The 17712-nt window shown below is 60.0% G+C and carries 14 protein-coding genes and 1 pseudogene; all 15 read right to left on the bottom strand.

What is annotated here, in order from left to right; translation table 11 throughout:
- On the bottom strand, nucleotides 1-248 hold a 248-nt coding region (locus AC1DH9_RS06080; RefSeq protein ID WP_477807922.1), incomplete at its 3' end, for a DUF748 domain-containing protein.
- 106 nt (nucleotides 249-354) lie between these two features.
- On the bottom strand, nucleotides 355-1371 hold the full coding sequence (locus tag AC1DH9_RS06075; RefSeq protein WP_427546311.1) for a class I SAM-dependent rRNA methyltransferase: 1017 nt from the start codon (nucleotides 1369-1371) through the stop codon (nucleotides 355-357).
- Between the two features lie 102 nt (nucleotides 1372-1473).
- A complete protein-coding gene (locus AC1DH9_RS06070; protein ID WP_427546313.1) occupies nucleotides 1474-2346 on the bottom strand; it encodes an oxygenase MpaB family protein in 873 nt (290 codons plus the stop codon).
- 62 nt (nucleotides 2347-2408) lie between these two features.
- A pseudogene (acs, locus tag AC1DH9_RS06065) lies at nucleotides 2409-4186 on the bottom strand (acetate--CoA ligase).
- Nucleotides 4187-4377: 191 nt separating this feature from the next.
- The gene (gene pgi / locus AC1DH9_RS06060) at nucleotides 4378-6042 is read right to left on the bottom strand and encodes a glucose-6-phosphate isomerase (RefSeq protein ID WP_145022128.1); all 1665 of its coding nucleotides are present in this window, start codon (nucleotides 6040-6042) and stop codon (nucleotides 4378-4380) included.
- 244 nt (nucleotides 6043-6286) lie between these two features.
- Nucleotides 6287-6667 (bottom strand): aspartate 1-decarboxylase, encoded by a 381-nt coding sequence (gene panD, locus AC1DH9_RS06055; protein WP_427546317.1) that lies wholly within the window; start codon nucleotides 6665-6667, stop codon nucleotides 6287-6289.
- A gap of 215 nt (nucleotides 6668-6882) precedes the next feature.
- Entirely contained in the window at nucleotides 6883-7743 is an 861-nt protein-coding gene (gene panC / locus AC1DH9_RS06050) for a pantoate--beta-alanine ligase (protein WP_427546319.1), read from the bottom strand.
- Nucleotides 7740-8540 (bottom strand): 3-methyl-2-oxobutanoate hydroxymethyltransferase, encoded by an 801-nt coding sequence (gene panB, locus AC1DH9_RS06045; protein ID WP_427546321.1) that lies wholly within the window; start codon nucleotides 8538-8540, stop codon nucleotides 7740-7742. Before panB ends, panC begins: the two co-directional genes overlap by 4 nt.
- A 364-nt stretch (nucleotides 8541-8904) precedes the next feature.
- Nucleotides 8905-9390, bottom strand: a complete 486-nt coding sequence (folK, locus tag AC1DH9_RS06040; protein ID WP_427546323.1) for a 2-amino-4-hydroxy-6-hydroxymethyldihydropteridine diphosphokinase — start codon at nucleotides 9388-9390, stop codon at nucleotides 8905-8907.
- 4 nt (nucleotides 9391-9394) lie between these two features.
- Nucleotides 9395-10798 (bottom strand): polynucleotide adenylyltransferase PcnB, encoded by a 1404-nt coding sequence (locus AC1DH9_RS06035; RefSeq protein WP_477807921.1) that lies wholly within the window; start codon nucleotides 10796-10798, stop codon nucleotides 9395-9397.
- A 737-nt stretch (nucleotides 10799-11535) separates the two neighbouring features.
- A complete protein-coding gene (locus AC1DH9_RS06030; protein WP_054595560.1) occupies nucleotides 11536-12969 on the bottom strand; it encodes a sigma-54-dependent transcriptional regulator in 1434 nt (477 codons plus the stop codon).
- A 22-nt stretch (nucleotides 12970-12991) separates the two neighbouring features.
- On the bottom strand, nucleotides 12992-15946 hold the full coding sequence (locus tag AC1DH9_RS06025) for a sensor histidine kinase (protein ID WP_429538969.1): 2955 nt from the start codon (nucleotides 15944-15946) through the stop codon (nucleotides 12992-12994).
- Nucleotides 15930-16106, bottom strand: coding sequence for a hypothetical protein (locus AC1DH9_RS06020; protein ID WP_003176118.1), 177 nt, complete (start codon nucleotides 16104-16106; stop codon nucleotides 15930-15932). Before AC1DH9_RS06020 ends, AC1DH9_RS06025 begins: the two co-directional genes overlap by 17 nt.
- Before the next feature lie 77 nt (nucleotides 16107-16183).
- Nucleotides 16184-17080, bottom strand: coding sequence for a tRNA glutamyl-Q(34) synthetase GluQRS (gluQRS, locus tag AC1DH9_RS06015; protein ID WP_427546620.1), 897 nt, complete (start codon nucleotides 17078-17080; stop codon nucleotides 16184-16186).
- 84 nt (nucleotides 17081-17164) lie between these two features.
- Nucleotides 17165-17608 (bottom strand): RNA polymerase-binding protein DksA, encoded by a 444-nt coding sequence (dksA, locus tag AC1DH9_RS06010; protein WP_427534217.1) that lies wholly within the window; start codon nucleotides 17606-17608, stop codon nucleotides 17165-17167.
- Nucleotides 17609-17712: the final 104 nt, after the last annotated feature.

Here is a 17712-nt window from a genome sequence, read left to right as displayed (position 1 = left end):
GCGTACAGGCGCTCGAAGGCGAGCTGTTCCTTGCCCGGCTCGCCGATGTTCAGGCCCCACACAGTCAGTTCAAGACTGAAGGGATTGAGTTCGATCCGTTGAATGTGCGCAGGCACCGCCGCGTAGTTGGCCAATTGTTGATTGGCGATCCGCAAGGCAATGCCCGGTAAAATCAGAAACCCCAACAGGCTGTAAAGGGCGACGGCAATCAACAAGGCGCCGATGGCGCGAATCAATCCTTTGGGCATGTTCGGCTTCAACTATCGGAATCGGGAGTGCCTTGGAGTATGGCATGCGACTCTGGTTCCGAAGCAATCACCTTGAACTGTAATTGTCTGGTTTTTTCGAAAGCGCTCAGAGTTGCAGGATCAGGGTTTTCAGCGGCGGCTGCTGATCCATCGACGGAAAGTCGCCACCAGGTGTCAGCACTTTCCAGTCACGCACCGGGCGTCCGGCCTTTTCTGCGCAGCGCAACACCTGCTCACGCCAGTCGTCCATGCTGACTTTCGCCAGGTTGTTGCAGCAGATCAGCACGCCATCATCGGCGGTGGTCAACAGCGCCGGTTTGAGCAGGCTTTGATAGTCGCGCAGCAGGTCAACGGTGCCGAATGCGCTTTTGGCCCAGGCTGGAGGATCGAGCAGGACCAGGTCGTATTGACGCTGTTCCAGGCGCGGGTAACTGGGCAGTTTCTGCCCGCGGCGCTGGCTGATCGGCAGGCCGGCGAGTTGGCGGATGGCCGGGAAATAATCGGACTGCACGAACTGCATGGTTGGCAGCTGCGGGTTGAGCAGGCCGTTCTCGCGGCCGACGGCCAGGTTGCCCTCGGCGAAATCCAGATTACACACCTCGCGTGCCCCGCCGGCCGCAGCGCAAAGGCCGACGCCACAGGTGTAGGCGAACAGGTTCAGCACGCTTTTGCCGGCGCTGTGGTCCTTGACCCAGCCGCGGGCGTTGCGCAGGTCGAGAAACAACAGAGGGTCTTGCCCGGCGTGGCGACCACGGACGCGGTAGTTCAGGCCCCATTCGTGGCCGACCATATCGGCAAGCGCGGCTTCATCGGCGCGGTAGACCGTGTCTTCGCGATCAATGCGCGAGTTACCCCGCGAGCGGTCGTTGTAGACCAACAGGGTGTCCAGGCCGAGATGCTGGTTGATGATCGCGTGCAACGCGAGCAAGTCATCGCGTTCCAGTGACTGGTGAAAGCTCTGGACCAGCAGTTGTGGGCCATAACGGTCGATGGTCAGGCCGCCGGCACCTTCCTGGCTGCCATGAAACAGTCGATAGCAGTCGGTGCCTTGCTGGTGCAGCTCGGCGAGCAAGTCTTGGCGATGATCGAGGGCGGCGCGCAGCGCCTGATTCAAGGAAGACATGCGGAGCGCCTTGCTGGGGAATTTGGCGCGAGAGTTTAACAGCTTGGCGCGGGACCGAGGTGCTGCCTTCGCGAGCCTGCTCGCGATGCTTTGAAGTTTTCTTCAAGTCAGCAGGCCCATCCGCCGTTTGGCCCGCTGCACCGAACCATTGCGCACCGCCCAGCGCAGCATCGGGGCACTGCGATTGACGCTGGCGCGAATCAGTTTGCGTTGCAGCGGATTCTGATGGACACCGAGCATGTCACTGGCCCAGTCGGGCAGCAGGTCGATGCCCGCCTGCATCATCAGCCCGCCGAAGGGCCTGGCCAGGCGGCTGGGTGACGGTGCAGCGAGGAGCAACCGCAGCACTTCGCGGCTGCGTTCATCGCACAGTAGTAGTGGGCGAACTCGCTCAAGGTACTCGCTGATTTCCCGCCGAGAGCGCGGAACATCGCGGGCGCCCAGTCGTTCGGCGACCAAGGCGATTTCAGCGTAGTAACGGTCCTGATCGGCGGGCGAAAGATTCGGATTGCGGTAGCGCAAATGCGCGGCGAGAAAATTGCTGACTTCGGCCACGTGCACCCAGGTCAGCAGGTCCGGATCGCTGGCGGCATAAGGGCGGCCATCGGGTGCGGTGCCGACCACTTGCAGGTGAATGGTGCGCACTTTCTCGATCAGCCACTCGGCGTCCTGACGCGAACCGAAGGTGGTACCGGAGATGAACTGCCCGGTGCGGCGAAGTCGACCGAGCATGTCTTCACGGAAGTTCGAGTGGTCCCAGACCCCGGCCAGCGCCAGCGGATGCAGGGCTTGCAGCATCAAGGCGCTGATGCCGCCAATGAGCATGCTGCTGAAGTCGCCATGCACTTGCCAGCTCACCGAGTCGGGACCGAAGAGGCCGGGATCACCCTTGGGGTTTTCCAGGTCGAGCTTGCCCAGTGAAAGGCCGGACAGGCTCATGATCTGGGTTTCGATGCGGCTTCGGATGAATTCCATGACGACTCGGTGGCAACAACATTAAAAGGTGCGCGGCCAGCGGCCGCGCCTGGGTGATCAGATCATTGGTTCAGACGCTTGTCGATCAGACCAGCGACCACACCGGGATCGGCCAGGGTCGAAGTGTCGCCAAGGCTATCGAGCTCATTGCAGGCGATCTTGCGCAGGATACGCCGCATGATCTTGCCCGAACGGGTTTTCGGCAAGGCCGGCGCCCATTGAATCAGATCGGGTCTGGCGAAACTGCCGATTTCCTGGCTGACGTGGGCCAGCAGTTCTTTTTTCAACGCGTCGCTGGGTTCGATGCCGTTCATCGGCGTGACAAAGGCGTAGATGCCCTGGCCCTTGAGGTCGTGGGGGTAACCGACCACCGCGGCCTCGGCGATGCTGTCATGCAGTACCAGTGCGCTTTCGACTTCGGCGGTGCCGATGCGGTGTCCGGAAACGTTGATCACATCATCGATGCGCCCGGTGATCCAGTAGTCGCCCTCTTCATCGCGCCGTGCGCCGTCGCCGGTGAAGTAATAGCCGGGGTAGGGTTTGAAATAGGTATCGACCATTCGTTGCGGGTCGCCGTAGACACTGCGGATTTGCCCTGGCCAGCTTGATTTTATGGCGAGCACGCCGCTGCCGGCGCCGCTGATTTCCTTGCCTTGTTCATCGAGCAATACCGGTTGCACGCCGAACATCGGCCGGGTCGCGCAGCCGGGTTTGATCCGTTGTGCGCTGACCAGCGGGCTGAGCATGATGCCGCCGGTTTCGGTCTGCCACCAGGTGTCGACGATCGGGCAGCGCTGCTCGCCAACTGCGTTGAAATACCAGTCCCAGGCTTCCGGGTTGATGGGTTCGCCGACACTGCCTAGCAGCCGCAAACTGGCGCGCGAGCTGTCTTTCAACGGCTCCAGGCCTTCGCGCATCAGGGCCCGCAAGGCGGTGGGTGCGGTGTAGAAGATGTTCACCTGGTGCTTGTCGATGACTTGCCAGAACCGCGAGCTGTTCGGGTAGCTTGGCACGCCTTCGAAGATCAGGGTGGTCGCGCCATTGGCCAGTGGCCCATAGACGATATAGCTGTGGCCGGTGACCCAGCCGACGTCGGCGGTGCACCAGAAGACTTCGCCGTCGCGGTAGTCGAACACGTACTTGAAGGTCATCGCCGCTTGCAGCAGATAGCCGCCAGTGGTGTGCAGCACGCCTTTGGGTTTACCGGTGCTGCCGGAAGTGTAAAGGATGAACAACGGGTCTTCGGCGTCCATGGGTTCTGGCGGGCAGTCGTCACTGACATCGCGCAGAGCCTGGTGATACCAGAGATCGCGGCCTTCGACCCAATTGACCTCGATCTGTGTGTGTTCGACCACGACGACGGTACTGACGGCCGGGCAACTGAGCAGCGCTTTGTCGACGTTCTGTTTGAGCGGTACGTATTTACCGCCACGTACCCCTTCATCGGCGGTAATCACGGTACGGCAGTCTGCGTCGAGGATCCGGTCACGCAGGGAGTCGGGGGAAAACCCGCCAAAGACCACCGAGTGCACGGCGCCAATACGTGCGCAGGCGAGCATTGCGTAGGCGGCTTCAGGGATCATTGGCATGTAGATGCACACCCGGTCGCCTTTTTTTACGCCCCGGCTTTTCAGCACGTTGGCCAGGCGCCGGTTTTGATGTCCGAGTGTTGAACGCTTTGCCAGGGGCTCGACCAGTCGAGAAAACGCTTGGCCTGTTCGGCCCAGAAGATGTCGGGTTGCTCGATGGATTGGCGGTACAGGCGCTGGTAGTCGTCCTGACTCAGTTGCGCAGCCTGGCGGACGGCATCGGCTTTGGGGAACGTGCTGATATCGAACATGGCGGTTCCTTATGCTTGTATTGCACAAGTTATAAAGATGCGCCGAGTGACTATCGGGTTCAAGTCGTACAGGAAACCAATGTGGGAGCGAGCCTGCTCGCGATGACGGCTTAACATTCAACGAAAACGTTGGCTGAAATTCCGCTATCGCGAGCAGGCTCGCTCCCACAGGTTTTGCAGAGCGTTTCAGATCAACCGCGATGACGACCGCGGAAGTAGTTGATCAGGCCCTGGGTCGAAGCGTCTTCGGCCGGGGTTTCCTCGCTGCCGACCAAGCGGCTGTAGACGCCTTTGCCCAGCTCCTTGCCCAACTCCACGCCCCATTGGTCGAAGGCGTTGATGCCCCAGATCACGCTCTGCACGAACACCTTGTGCTCGTACATCGCGACCAGCGCGCCAAGACGACGCGGGCTGATGCGCTCGACTACCAGGGTGTTGCTCGGGCGGTTGCCCGGGATCACCTTGTGCGGCGCGAGTTTTTGCACCTGGTCTTCGGCCACGCCTTTTTCACGCAGCTCGGCTTCCGCCTCGGCGCGGGTCTTGCCGAGCATCAGCGCCTGGCTTTGCGACAGGCAGTTGGCGTACAGCCACTGGTGGTGGTCGGCAACCGGGTTGAAGCTGACGATCGGCACGATGAAGTCGGCTGGAATCAGTTGGGTGCCCTGGTGCAGCAACTGGTGATAGGCGTGTTGACCGTTGCAACCGACGCCGCCCCAGATGACCGGACCGGTATCGGTGGAAACCGGCGTGCCGTCCTGACGTACGCTCTTGCCGTTGGATTCCATGTCCAGTTGCTGCAAGTGCTTGGTGATGTTACGCAGGTAGTGGTCGTACGGCAGGATCGCGTGGCTTTGCGCGCCCCAGAAGTTGCCATACCAGACACCCAGTAATGCCAGCAGCACCGGCATGTTCTGTTCAAACGGTGCGCTCTGGAAGTGCTGGTCCATGGTGTAGGCGCCGGACAGCAGTTCCTTGAAGTTCGACATGCCGATGGCCAGGGCAATCGGCAAACCGATGGCCGACCACAGCGAGTAACGCCCGCCAACCCAGTCCCACATCGGGAAGATGTTCTCTTCGCGAATACCGAAGGCCACAGCCGCCGCGTTGTTGCTCGAAACGGCGATGAAGTGGCGATACAGCTCGGCTTCGGAGCCGCCCTGAGCCAGGTACCAGGCGCGCGCGGCCTGGGCGTTTTTCAGGGTTTCGAGGGTGTTGAAGGATTTCGAGGAAACGATGAACAGTGTGGTTTCGGCACGAATCTTTGCCGACAACTCATGGAATTCGCTGCCGTCGATGTTCGCCAGGTAATGGCAGCGCACGCCTTTCTGGGCGTAGGACAACAGCGCTTCGGACACCAGCTCAGGGCCGAGGAACGAACCACCGATGCCGATGTTCACCACGTCAGTGATCGGCTTCTCGGTGTAACCGCGCCACAGGCCGTCGTGAATGCGCCCGACCAGCTCGGTGATCTGGTTCAGCACTTTGTGCACGTCAGGCATGACGTTGACGCCATTGACCGACAGCTTGTCGCCCACCGGGCGGCGCAGGGCCGTATGCAGCGCCGGACGGCCTTCGGAGGCATTGACGATTTCGCCGTTGAACAACGCCTTGATCGCGTCCTGCAAGCCGACTTCGTTCGCCAGGCCCACCAGCAGATTACGGGTTTCGGTGTTGATCAGGTTTTTCGAGTAATCAAGAAATAGCCCACAGCTGCTCAGTGTGAACTGGGTAAAACGCTGCGGGTCGGCATTGAACGCTTCGCGCATGCTGAAATCCTGCATGGCTTGGCGGTGATCATTCAGCGCCTGCCAGGCTGGCAGAGCGGTAACGTCATGAGGAGTGCGGTAGTACGCCATCGCTGCGGGTTTCCTTTTACTTGGACTGCCTTTAGGACACTGAAAAATCCGGAATGTCCTGTTTGATGACAGGCACCCTCCGGTTGAACTGCGAATAAACGATTAAATAGCGCAGGGCGATAACAGTAAACCTCGCGGTGTGATCTGTCTTGGCTTTGTCTGACCTGTGGCCGGTACTTTTTTGTACCGGCACATCAGGTAGCCAGGCAGGCGGGTTTTCAGTGTTCGGAGTACGGGGGAGGGTTCAGGCGACCTGAACCGGGATGGCATTGCTGGTATGGCTCAACTCGTTGCCTGGAGCCATGTAGAGCATGCGCGGTTTGAAATTGAGCAGTTCGGCTTCGCTGTAATGAGCGTAGGCGCAGATGATCACCCGATCACCGACCTTGGCCTTGTGTGCGGCGGCGCCGTTGACCGAGATCATGCGCGAGCCTTCTTCGCCACGGATGGCGTAAGTGGTGAAGCGTTCGCCGTTGTCGACGTTGTAGATCTGGATCTGTTCGTACTCACGGATCCCGGACAGGTCCAGCCATTCGCCGTCGATGGCGCAAGAGCCTTCATAGTCGAGCAATGCGTGGGTGACTTCGGCGCGATGCAGCTTGGCCTTGAGCATGATGGCGTGCATGAGTGTTTCCTTGGGCTGATCCGAACCGCGGCAGTTTGCCCGAAGCCTTTGAGGCCGGCAATACACCGTGAGAAACCGACTGCAATCTACAAAAACAACACCGATCTATTGTGGGAGCGAGCCTGCTCGCGATGGCGGCTTGACACTCAACAAAGATGTTGGCTGCCAGACCGCTATCGCGAGCAGGCTCGCTCCCACATTCAGTTTTGCAGTGTTCAGACTAGCGCGTCGAGGTTCAGGTGCAGGTTGTCGATCAATCGAGTCGTGCCCAGGAAGGCGGCGGCAAGGATTACCAGGTCACGGTCATCCGCGGTCGCTGGGCGCAGGGTCAGCGTGTGGCGGATTTCCAGGTAATCAGGACGCAAACCGGCGGCCTGGAGCTGATCGATCTTCCGTGCCAGGAGCGCCGGATAATCGCGTTCACCCTGCTTGATGGCCTCGGCGATGTCGCTCAGCGTGCGATACACCACGGGCGCGACGGCTCGCTGCTCTTCGCTGAGGAAACCATTGCGCGAGGACAGCGCCAGGCCGTCGGCCGCTCTTACGGTGGGCTCGCCAATGATCTGGATCGGCATGTTCAGGTCATGCACCAGCGCACGAATCACCGCCAGTTGCTGAAAGTCTTTCTGGCCGAAGACCGCCAGGTCCGGCTGGACCATGTTGAACAACTTGCTGACCACGGTCGCCACACCTTCGAAATGTCCGGGGCGGCTGGCGCCACACAGGCCTTCAGAAAGCAGTGGAACGCTGACGCGGGTCTGGCCGGCCATGCCGTCCGGGTACATTTCCTCGACGGTCGGGGCGAACAGCAGGTGACAGCCGGCTTGCAGCAGTTTCTCCTGGTCGGCGGCCAAGGTCCGCGGATACTTGTCGAGGTCTTCGCCGGCACCGAATTGCAGCGGGTTGACGAAAATGCTTGCGACCACAAAGTCCGCTCGTTGGGCGGCTTTGGTGACCAGTGCGACGTGGCCGCTGTGCAGGTTGCCCATGGTTGGTACGAAGCCGATACGTTTGCCTTCGCCGCGAGCGCGGGCGACGGCGGCACGCAGTTCGCGTACGGTCTTGACAGTGTTCATGCAGAGAATCCGTGTTCGGCGCCAGGGAAGGTTGCGGCTTTGACTTCAGCGACGTAAGCGCTCAGGGCGGCTTGAATGCTGTCTTTGCCAGCCATGAAGTTCTTCACGAACTTCGGTGCGCGGCCGGTGATGGACAGGCCGAGCATGTCGTGCAGTACCAGTACCTGACCGTCGGTGGCATTGCCGGCGCCGATGCCGATCACCGGAATCTTCACCGCTTGAGTGATTTCGTGGGCCAGCTCGCTCGGTACACATTCGAGCAACAGCATCGCCGCGCCGGCCTGTTCCAGGGCAATCGCGTCGGCGCGCATCTGCCGGGCCTGGTTTTCATTGCGGCCCTGAACTTTATAGCCGCCGAGAATGTTCACCGACTGCGGCGTCAGACCCATGTGCGCGCACACCGGAATACCGCGTTCGGCCAGCAGACGAATCGACTCGGCCAGCCACAGTGCGCCTTCGACCTTGATCATGTGTGCACCGGCCTGCATCAACTGGGCACTGTTGGTCATCGTTTGCTCGATGGTGGCGTAGGCCATGAACGGCAGGTCAGCGAGGATCAAGGCATCGGTGTTACCACGCTTGACCGCGGCGACGTGGTAAGCCATTTCGGCGTTGGTCACCGGCAGGGTGCTGTCGTGTCCTTGCAACACCATGCCAAGGGAGTCGCCCACCAGCAGCACTTCAACACCCGCCTCATTGCAAGCGTGGGCGAAGGTAGCGTCGTAGCAGGTCAGCATGGTGATTTTTTCACCCTTTTGCTTGAGGCTCTGCAATGTGGTCAAGGTGATAGCTGGCATGTAAGAAATCCTCATTCAGGCGCTTGGAAAACTACTGCGGGTAACGCGCGTGATTCTTCATTTACTCAGGCGCACGGTCTTGTGTCGTGCTTGAAAAGCCTGGATTGCGCCCTGTAGTGCCGGGTTGGCGGCAGCGGGACGCCTATAGTCGTGAGGAGAACTCGGGAAGTCAATTGGATGTGTTACCGCAATGTTACGCCGTTGGTGTTACCGGCGTTACTGATGCGATTCAGCAGGTTTCTCAGGAGCAACACAAACCAATGTGGGAGCGAGCCTGCTCGCGATCGCGGACTATCAGCCAACGTTTTCGATGAATGTTCAGCCGCTATCGCGAGCAGGCTCGCTCCCACAAGGGTGATTCATGTCAGCTCTGGGGGAGGCGTTCCAGTCCGACGAACGGACATGCAGCGAGCAGCTCACGCAGGTAACGGCCGTCCGCCAATTGCAGATCAGCGGGCGCCAGTTCGGCTAATGGGTACAGCACAAAAGCTCGGGCCTGCATGTGGTAATGGGGGACTTTGAGGCGGGGTTCGTCGATCAGTCGATCACCGAACAGCAGGATATCCAGATCCAGCGTGCGTGGGCCCCAGCGCTCATGACGCTCGCGACCCTGGTCTATTTCGATGGCTTGCAATGCATCGAGCAGCTCAAGCGGCGTCAGCGTGCTGTCGAGCGCGGCCACCGCGTTGGTATACCGCGGCTGGCCCGGCAGCAAGGAGTCGCTTTGATAGAAGGACGAAACTCCCACCAGCGCTGTCTTGGGTAACTGCGCGAGCGCTTCGACGGCGCTGCGCAATTGTTCCGCGGGGGCGGCGAGGTTGCTGCCCATGCCAATGTAAATGCGTTCCATCGATTTACTCGCCCGACGCACTCGGTACGCCAGCGGCACGTTTGCGCTTGGCGCCACCGCTACGGCGACGTTTACGCGGCGCACCGCTGGCACCGTCGTCCTTGCCACTGAGGTCGCGAATCATGTCGCGGCGTTCGCTTTCGTTGCCGTCCTGATAGTCCGTCCACCATTCGCCCAGGCCATTGGTCTGTTCGCCAGCGCTTTCACGCAGTAGCAGGAAGTCATAACCGGCACGGAATCGCGGGTTGTCCAGCAACAGGTCGGCACGTTTGCCGCTGCGGCGCGGCAGGCGCTCCTGCATGTCCCAGATCTCGCGGATCGGCATGGTGAAGCGCTTTGGAATCGCGATCCGCTGGCATTGCTCGCTGATCAGTTCGTGAGCCGCTTCCTGCATGGCCGGAATCGGTGGCATGCCACGATCCTGCAAGCGCAGTACGCGGGCCGGCAGGGCTGGCCAGAGCAGGGCGGCAAACAGGAACGCCGGCGTCACCGGTTTGTTCTGCTTGATCCGCAGATCGGTGTTGATCAGCGCTTCGCTGATCAGGGTGTGGGTGTAGGTCGGGTTGTGTTCCAGGGCTTCGGCGCTGGCCGGGAACAGTGGGTCGAACAATTGCAGGTCGACCAGCATCTCGAAGGTGTCCGCTGCATGACCCGAAAGGAACAGCTTCAACACTTCTTCGAACAAGCGCGCCGACGGGATCTCGCGCAGCATCGGTGCCAGGTTGCGGATTGGCAAAGCGCTGTGTTTCTCGATACCGAAGTCCAGCTTGGCAGCGAAACGCACCGCACGGAGCATCCGTACCGGGTCTTCCTGGTAACGCTGGGTCGGGTCGCCGATCAGGCGGATCAGGTGATTGCGGATGTCGTGTACGCCGTTGGCGTAGTCGAGAATGCGCTCGCTGACCGGATCGTAATACAGGGCGTTGATGGTGAAGTCGCGGCGTTGCGCGTCTTCTTCCAGGGTGCCGTAAACGTTGTCGCGCAGAATGCGCCCGCTTTCGTTACGCGAGGACTGGTTGCTGTCTTCTTCCTCGTCGTTTTGCGGGTGATTGGCGCGGAACGTCGCGACTTCAATGATTTCGCGACCAAAATGGATGTGCACCAGTTTGAATCGGCGCCCGATGATCCGCGCATTGCGAAACTCGGCGCGAACCTGTTCCGGCGTGGCGCTGGTGGCGACGTCGAAATCCTTGGGTGTGATATTGAGCAGCATGTCACGCACACAGCCACCGACCAGGTAAGCCTGGTAGCCGGCGCTCTGCRGGCGTTCGACGATGTTCACCGCGTAACGGCTGAACTGAGCCCGTTGCAGCGAGTGTTGGCTGCTGTTGAGCACTTCAGGCGTGCTGCGAATGTGTTGCGTACGACGCAAGGGAGAACGGAATGACTGGAACAGCTTCTTCAGCATGGGATGCACTGTTTGAAGGAATGTTCGGCCAAAACGAAGAATGACCGCATGATGGGCCGGGATTCTAGCATTTAGTCGGGGGATGGTGTAGGAAGCTGCGCAAGGTCTCTGTAGCAGCTGTCGAGCCATGCGAGGCAGCGTTCGGCGCGGGCCGCGTTGGCCAAACGCCAGAAACCACAAGGGGAGCCGAAGCTCCCCAAGAAGTAGTTGCATGCTCTATTTTTATTTTTGGTTTCGGGCTTCTTGTTTTTGTGTCGCGCCCTTGTCATGAAGGTTTCCTTCATGACCCTCCCAATCGGGAGCCAAGAGCAAACGGATTGCTTTGGTCGCTGTGTTGCAATGATCTATGCGATCCAACCAGTTCAGGCTCTGCCTTAGGGCAGTTTTTGTTGTTCTCGGCCTGGTTGCGGGGCAAGCCCCAAATACAACGCCTCTCCAAAAGAATCAGTTAGCTACGCCTCTCGCCGTCTTGTTTTTGTTGTGCGTGAGTCGATTCGTCTTATTTTTATTGTCTTGTGCATTGCTTGTTATTGTTCTTGTACCAAACATATAGCAGGTGCCGTGCCAACTTTTTCGAGCCCCAGTAAAACAAGGGGTTAGGTGCCTGGATCGACTTTTTCGGGGCAAAAAAAGCCGGGGCTTCGTTACCGTAAGCCCCGGCTTCTGTTACGAGAAAAAGCTGCGGTAACAGTTTTTTCACATGGTCATGTGTTACTCGCACACTCGACAGGTGACGTTCAGCTCTCGCTGGTCGCGCCGGTCTTGCGCCGTGGGATACCCAGGCGCTGGCGGCGCTCCCACAGGCATTTGCGACTGACGCCAAGTTTGCGGGCCAATTCGGTTTCGGTCATGTGATCCTGGTGTTCGAGGACGAAGTGCTGGAAGTAGTCTTCCAGTGACAGGTCTTCGGTGGGCTCGTGGCTGGTGTTACCGGTGCTGCCCTGTTGCGGTGCCAGGCCGATGAACTCGTCGTCTTCAAGATCGCTGAGCTCGATATCGATGCCCAGCAACTCGGCGGAAATCTCCGGGCTCTCACACAGGATGACGGCACGCTCGACAGCGTTTTCCAGTTCGCGCACGTTACCCGGCCAGGAGTAATGACGAATCGCCTGTTCGGCGTCCGGAGCGAATTTAAGGTCGGTGCGATTCACGCGCGCGCTCTGGCGGGCGAGGAAAGCATTGGCGATTTCGTTGACGTCCGCGCCACGCTCACGCAGGGCCGGCAGTTTCAGGGCGATAACGTGGAGACGGTAATACAAGTCTTCACGGAACTGGCCAATCTTGGCCAGGCTCTTCAGGTCACGGTGAGTCGCAGCGATCAGGCGTACGTCGACCTTCTGCGATTGCACCGAGCCCACGCGGCGGATTTCACCTTCTTGCAGCACGCGCAGCAGGCGCGCCTGGGCTTCAAGTGGCAGTTCGCCGATTTCATCAAGGAACAAGGTGCCGCCGTCGGCTGCTTCAACCAGGCCCGCGCGCCCGGCGCTGGCGCCGGTAAACGCGCCTTTCTCGTGGCCGAACAGCTCGGACTCGATCAGGCTTTCCGGGATGGCTGCGCAGTTCACCGAAATCATCGGCGCCTTGGCGCGTTTGGACAGGTTGTGCAGGGCGCGGGCGACCAGCTCTTTACCGGTGCCTGATTCGCCCTGAATCAATACATTGGAATCGGTAGGGGCCACTTTACGGATTTTGCCGTACAGATCCTGCATCGGTGGGCACGAGCCAATGATGCCGATTTCGCCATTGCTGTTATCGACAGCGGACTTCGCGGAGCCGCTGGCTTTGCCGACCGCAGGTTCGCCCACGGAGCTTTGCGCCGATTGCCGGTCACGCAGGATGCGCGCGACGGCCTGGAGCATCTCGTCATGGTCGAAAGGCTTGGCGATGTAGTCCACCGCGCCCATCTTCATTGAGTCGACTGCCGAGCGCAGGCTGGCGTAGCTCGTCATGATCAGCACCGGCTTGCCCTGGCCCAGCTTGATCAGTTCGGTGCCCGGTGCGCCAGGCAGGCGCAGGTCACTGACAATCAGGTCGAACGTGGGAATGCTGAAGCGTTCTTGTGCTTCCTGCACTGAACCGGCTTCGCTGACCTGGTACTGGTTACGTTCCAGCAGGCGGCGCAAGGCGGAGCGGATAATTGTTTCGTCTTCGACGATCAAAATGTGCGGCATTGATTCGATACTCTCGACGGTCTCAGTTCACAGCGGACGTCGCTTCGACATGACGCGGTAAGGTCACCCGGATACGGGTGCCGCGTTGGCTTTGTGTGTCAGCCGGGCTGTCGATGGTGATTTGTCCATAATGCTCTTCAACGATGGAATAGACCAGTGCAAGGCCCAGACCGGTGCCTTCGCCAGGATCCTTGGTGGTGAAGAAGGGTTCGAACAATCGGTCCATGATGCTCGACGGGATACCACTGCCTTCGTCTTCCACGATCAGATCGATCGTGTGTTCGTTGGCTTCACTTTTTACTCGGACCGCACTGCCGGCCGGCGATGCGTCGCGAGCGTTGGACAGCAGGTTGATCAATACCTGTGCGAGTCGCTGAGGATCGCCATCGACCCAGTGCTCGGGATCGCACAGGTTGAAGAACTGCACTTCGAAGTTGCGGCGGTTCAGCGCGAGCAGACCAATGGCATCCTGGGCCACCTCGGCCAGACAGACCGGTTCGTCATTGTGTTGGTGGCTGCCGGCGTGGGCGAAGCTCATCAGCGATTGAACGATGCGTGACACCCGCTTGGTCTGCTCGAGGATTTGCCCGCTGATTTCCTTCAGTTCGCTGTCTTCTTCACGCTCTTCGCGCAGGTTCTGCGCCAGACACGCGATGCCGGTGATCGGGTTGCCAATTTCATGGGCCACGCCGGCCGCCAGTCGACCGATACTCGCCAAACGTTCGGAGTGCACCAGTTTGTCTTCGAGCATCTGGGTTTCAGTCAGGTCTTCGACCAGCAATACCAGGCCACTGTTACCGGGCGCGAGCGGTTCGTCGATCGCCGCTTTGTGCAGGTTCAGCCAGCGCGTCTGGCCGTCCAGGGCCAGGTGCTGTTTGTGCAAATGCTCGTCTGGAAGATTGATGAAGCCTTGCAGCAGTTCTTTCCACGGCTCGCCTAGAGTGCCCAGGCGTGAACCGACCACGCGCTGTGCGGCGATCCCGGTCAGCTCCTCCATGGCTTTGTTCCACATGAGGATTTCCTGATCCTTGGCCAGCGAACAAACGCCCATCGGCAATTCTTGCAAGGTCTGGCGGTGATAGCGGCGCAGGGCATCGAGTTCGGCGGCAAGGCCGGTGAGGCGCGAGTGATAGTCCTCGAGACGGCTTTCGATGAAGTGAATGTCTTCGGTGACATAGTTTTCACCGCCGGCCTTGTACGGCAGGAAGGTTTCGACCATGTCTTGCGCAACGCTCGGGCCCATCAGGCCGGATAGGTTGGCTTCGATTCGGTCTCGCAGTCGGCGCAAGGCGTACGGGCGGCGCTCGTCAAACGGCAGATAGAGGTCGCGCAGGGCCTGTTCGACTTCTTTTTGCGCGGCTTTGGCGCCCAACGGTTTGGCCAGTTGGGTGGCGAACTCCTGGGGTGACGCGGCGTGCAGTTCGCGGCGTTGCGGGCGACGCACGTTGTCTACGGCACAGGCTTCGGCGGCGCTGGCTTCTTCGGTACTGGCGTTGGTGAACAGCGAAATCAGCGTGAACATCAGCACGTTGGCCGCCAGCGACGCGATCGCCGCCATATGCCAACTGGTGTCGTCGAGCACGTAGATCATGTTCAGCAGCGGGATATAGAAGCCTTGCAGGTTGCCGACCAGCGGCAACAGCATGGTCACCAGCCAGACCAGAATCCCCGCCAGCAACCCGGCGATGAAGCCGCGACGGTTGGCGGTTGGCCAATACAGGACGGACAGTACGCCGGGCAAGAACTGCAGGGTGGCAACGAATGCGACGATGCCCAGGTTGGCCAGGTCTTGCTCGGCGCCCAGCAGCAGGTAGAAACCATAGCCGGCCATGATGATCGCGACGATCAAGGCGCGGCGGGTCCATTTCAGCCAGCGGTAGATGTTGCCTTCGGCAGGCGGCTGATACAGCGGCAGCACCAGGTGGTTCAGGGCCATCCCGGACAGCGCCAGGGTGGTGACGATGATCAGTCCGCTGGCAGCTGACAAACCACCAACGTAGGCCAGCAGCGCCAGGGCCTTGCTGTTGGCGGCGATGCCGACGCCGAGGGTGAAGTATTCCGGGTTGGTGGTGGCACCCAGTTTGAGGCCGGCCCAGAGAATCAACGGTACGGCCAGGCTCATCAGCAGGAGGAACAGCGGCAAGCCCCAGCTCGCACTCACCAGCGAGCGCGGGTTGAGGTTTTCGGTGAACGTCATGTGGTACATGTGCGGCATCACGATCGCCGAGGCGAAGAACACCAGCAGCAGCGTGCGCCATGGGCCTTCTTGCAGCGGCGTGTGCAGGGCGGCGAGGGCGGTCTGGTTCTGCAGCAGCCAGACTTCCAGCTGTTGCGGACCGTCGAACACGCCGTACAAGGCATAGAGGCCGACGCCGCCAATGGCGATCAGCTTGATCACCGATTCAAAGGCAATCGCGAACACCAGGCCTTCGTGTTTCTCCCGGGTCGCGATATGCCGCGAGCCGAAGAAAATCGTGAACAGGGTGATCAGCGCACAAAAACTCAGGGCGACCCGATGTTGCACCGGCTCATGGGTGAGGATGCCGATCGAGTCGGCCACGGCCTGAATCTGCAGTGCCAGCAACGGCAGCACGCCGATCAGCATGAAAATCGTGGTTAGCGCGCCGGCCCAGGTGCTGCGGAAACGAAACGCAAACAGGTCGGCCAGAGAAGAAAGCTGATAGGTGCGGGTGATCTTAAGAATCGGGTACAGCAACACCGGCGCCAGCAGAAACGCCCCGGAGACACCTAGATAGCTGGACAGAAAGCCGTAGCCGTACTGATATGCCAAACCAACCGTGCCATAAAACGCCCAGGCACTGGCGTAGACACCCAATGACAAGGTGTAGGTCAGCGGGTGGCGAATGATCGCTCGCGGGATCATTCCGCGTTCACTGATCCAGGCAACGCCGAACAGCACCGCCAGGTAGGCGGCACTGATCAGGATCATCTGGGTCAGGCTAAAGCTCATCGGCATCTTTTTGGCTCTGCAGGATGAAGGTCACGACGATCAGAATCAGCCACAGCAGATACGGGCGATACCAGGCGCCAGTGGCGTCGATCCACCAGTCCATGATGGCTGGGGAGAACAGATAGATCCCCACTACCAGGAGCAGGACCAAGCGATAGATGTACATCTCGGCCTCTCTTTATTGTGCGCGTGCCCGAAAACGTGCGGCGATGGTAACGGATGGGCGCTAACCTGCAAGCTTAGTCAGCGTAATTGCGCTTCGGGCAGTGTCAGTGTGCGCGGGATTAACGTCGCATCCCAGTGCCTGATGCCCCAGTTCAGTACTTCCCCGGGGCTGGCGTCGTCGAGTTCGTGGCCAGGTTTTTGTCCCAGTGCGCGCAGGGCACGCAGCAACAGGGGCGTGGCCTGATCTGCGGTCAATGGCGGCGAGCGATAGGACTTGCCGAGCTTGTTGCCGTCCGGCTGGGTAATCAGCGGCAGGTGCAGATAGCGCGGTTGCGGCAGGCCGAGCAGTTCCTGCAGGTACAACTGGCGCGGGGTGGAATCGAGCAAGTCGGCACCGCGGACAATATCGGTGATGCCTTGCCAGGCGTCGTCGAGCACCACTGCCAGTTGATAGGCATAGAGCCCGTCGCGCCGACGTATCACGAAGTCGCCGACCTCACGACCCAGGTGTTGGCGGTACTCGCCTTGCACGCGGTCGGTGAAATGATATTCCAGTTCCGGGACGCGCAAGCGGATTGCGGCGTCTTCGCTGGCATGACCGGCGTTGCGGCACAGGCCTGGATAAATCCCGTGATAAGGCGCCAGTTTTTTCCGCGAGCAGGTGCAGGCGTAGGCCAGGCCGTGGTTGAACAGTTGATTCAACACCTGCGCGTAGGCGTCGTGACGGTCGCTCTGGCGGACCATTTCGCCGTCCCATTCGAAACCGTAGCTTTCCAGTGCCTTGAGGATCGCCGCCTGGGCGCCGGGCTCCTCCCGAGGCGGGTCGAGGTCTTCCATGCGCAACAGCCAGCGGCCGCCAACCGAACGGGCATCAAGGTACGAGGCCAACGCCGCGACCAGCGAGCCGAAGTGCAGGTGCCCGCTGGGGGTGGGAGCGAAGCGCCCGATGTAGGCGGGGGATTTGATGGCAGTCATGGGCGCGATGTTAATTGAAAGAACAAAACAGTCAGAAACAAAAACGGAGCGTTCGCACGCTCCGTTCTTCGTTCAAGCGGCCACTTACTTGCCGACTTGCTTTTCCTTGATTTCTGCAAGGGTCTTGCAGTCGACACACATGTCGGCGGTAGGGCGGGCTTCCAGGCGTTTGACGCCGATCTCGACACCGCAGGACTCGCACCAGCCGTATTCTTCGTCTTCGATCAGTTGCAGGGTCTTGTCAATTTTCTTGATCAGCTTGCGCTCGCGGTCGCGGGCACGCAGTTCGAGGCTGAATTCTTCTTCCTGACTGGCACGGTCGGCCGGGTCGGGGAAGTTCGCCGCTTCGTCCTTCATGTGATCAACAGTGCGGTCGACTTCCTGCATCAAGTCCTGTTTCCACTTGTTCAGGATCTTGGTGAAGTGCGCGCGCATGGACTGCCCCATGTACTCCTCACCCTTCACTTCTTTGTAGGGTTCGAAGCCGCTGATCGACTGGTTCTGCTGTTGCTTTGCTTGGGTGGGCATGAAATGGACCGCCTCTACTCTTGTAATCCATTGCGCAGGATTGCTCCATCACCGACACCTGCCGGCCCTGCGGCTGCAAGCGGGCGAACTTACCAGATCAAATC

The organism is Pseudomonas sp. 05T35, from assembly GCF_056396605.1.
This window is presented reverse-complemented; position numbering and strand designations above follow the sequence as displayed.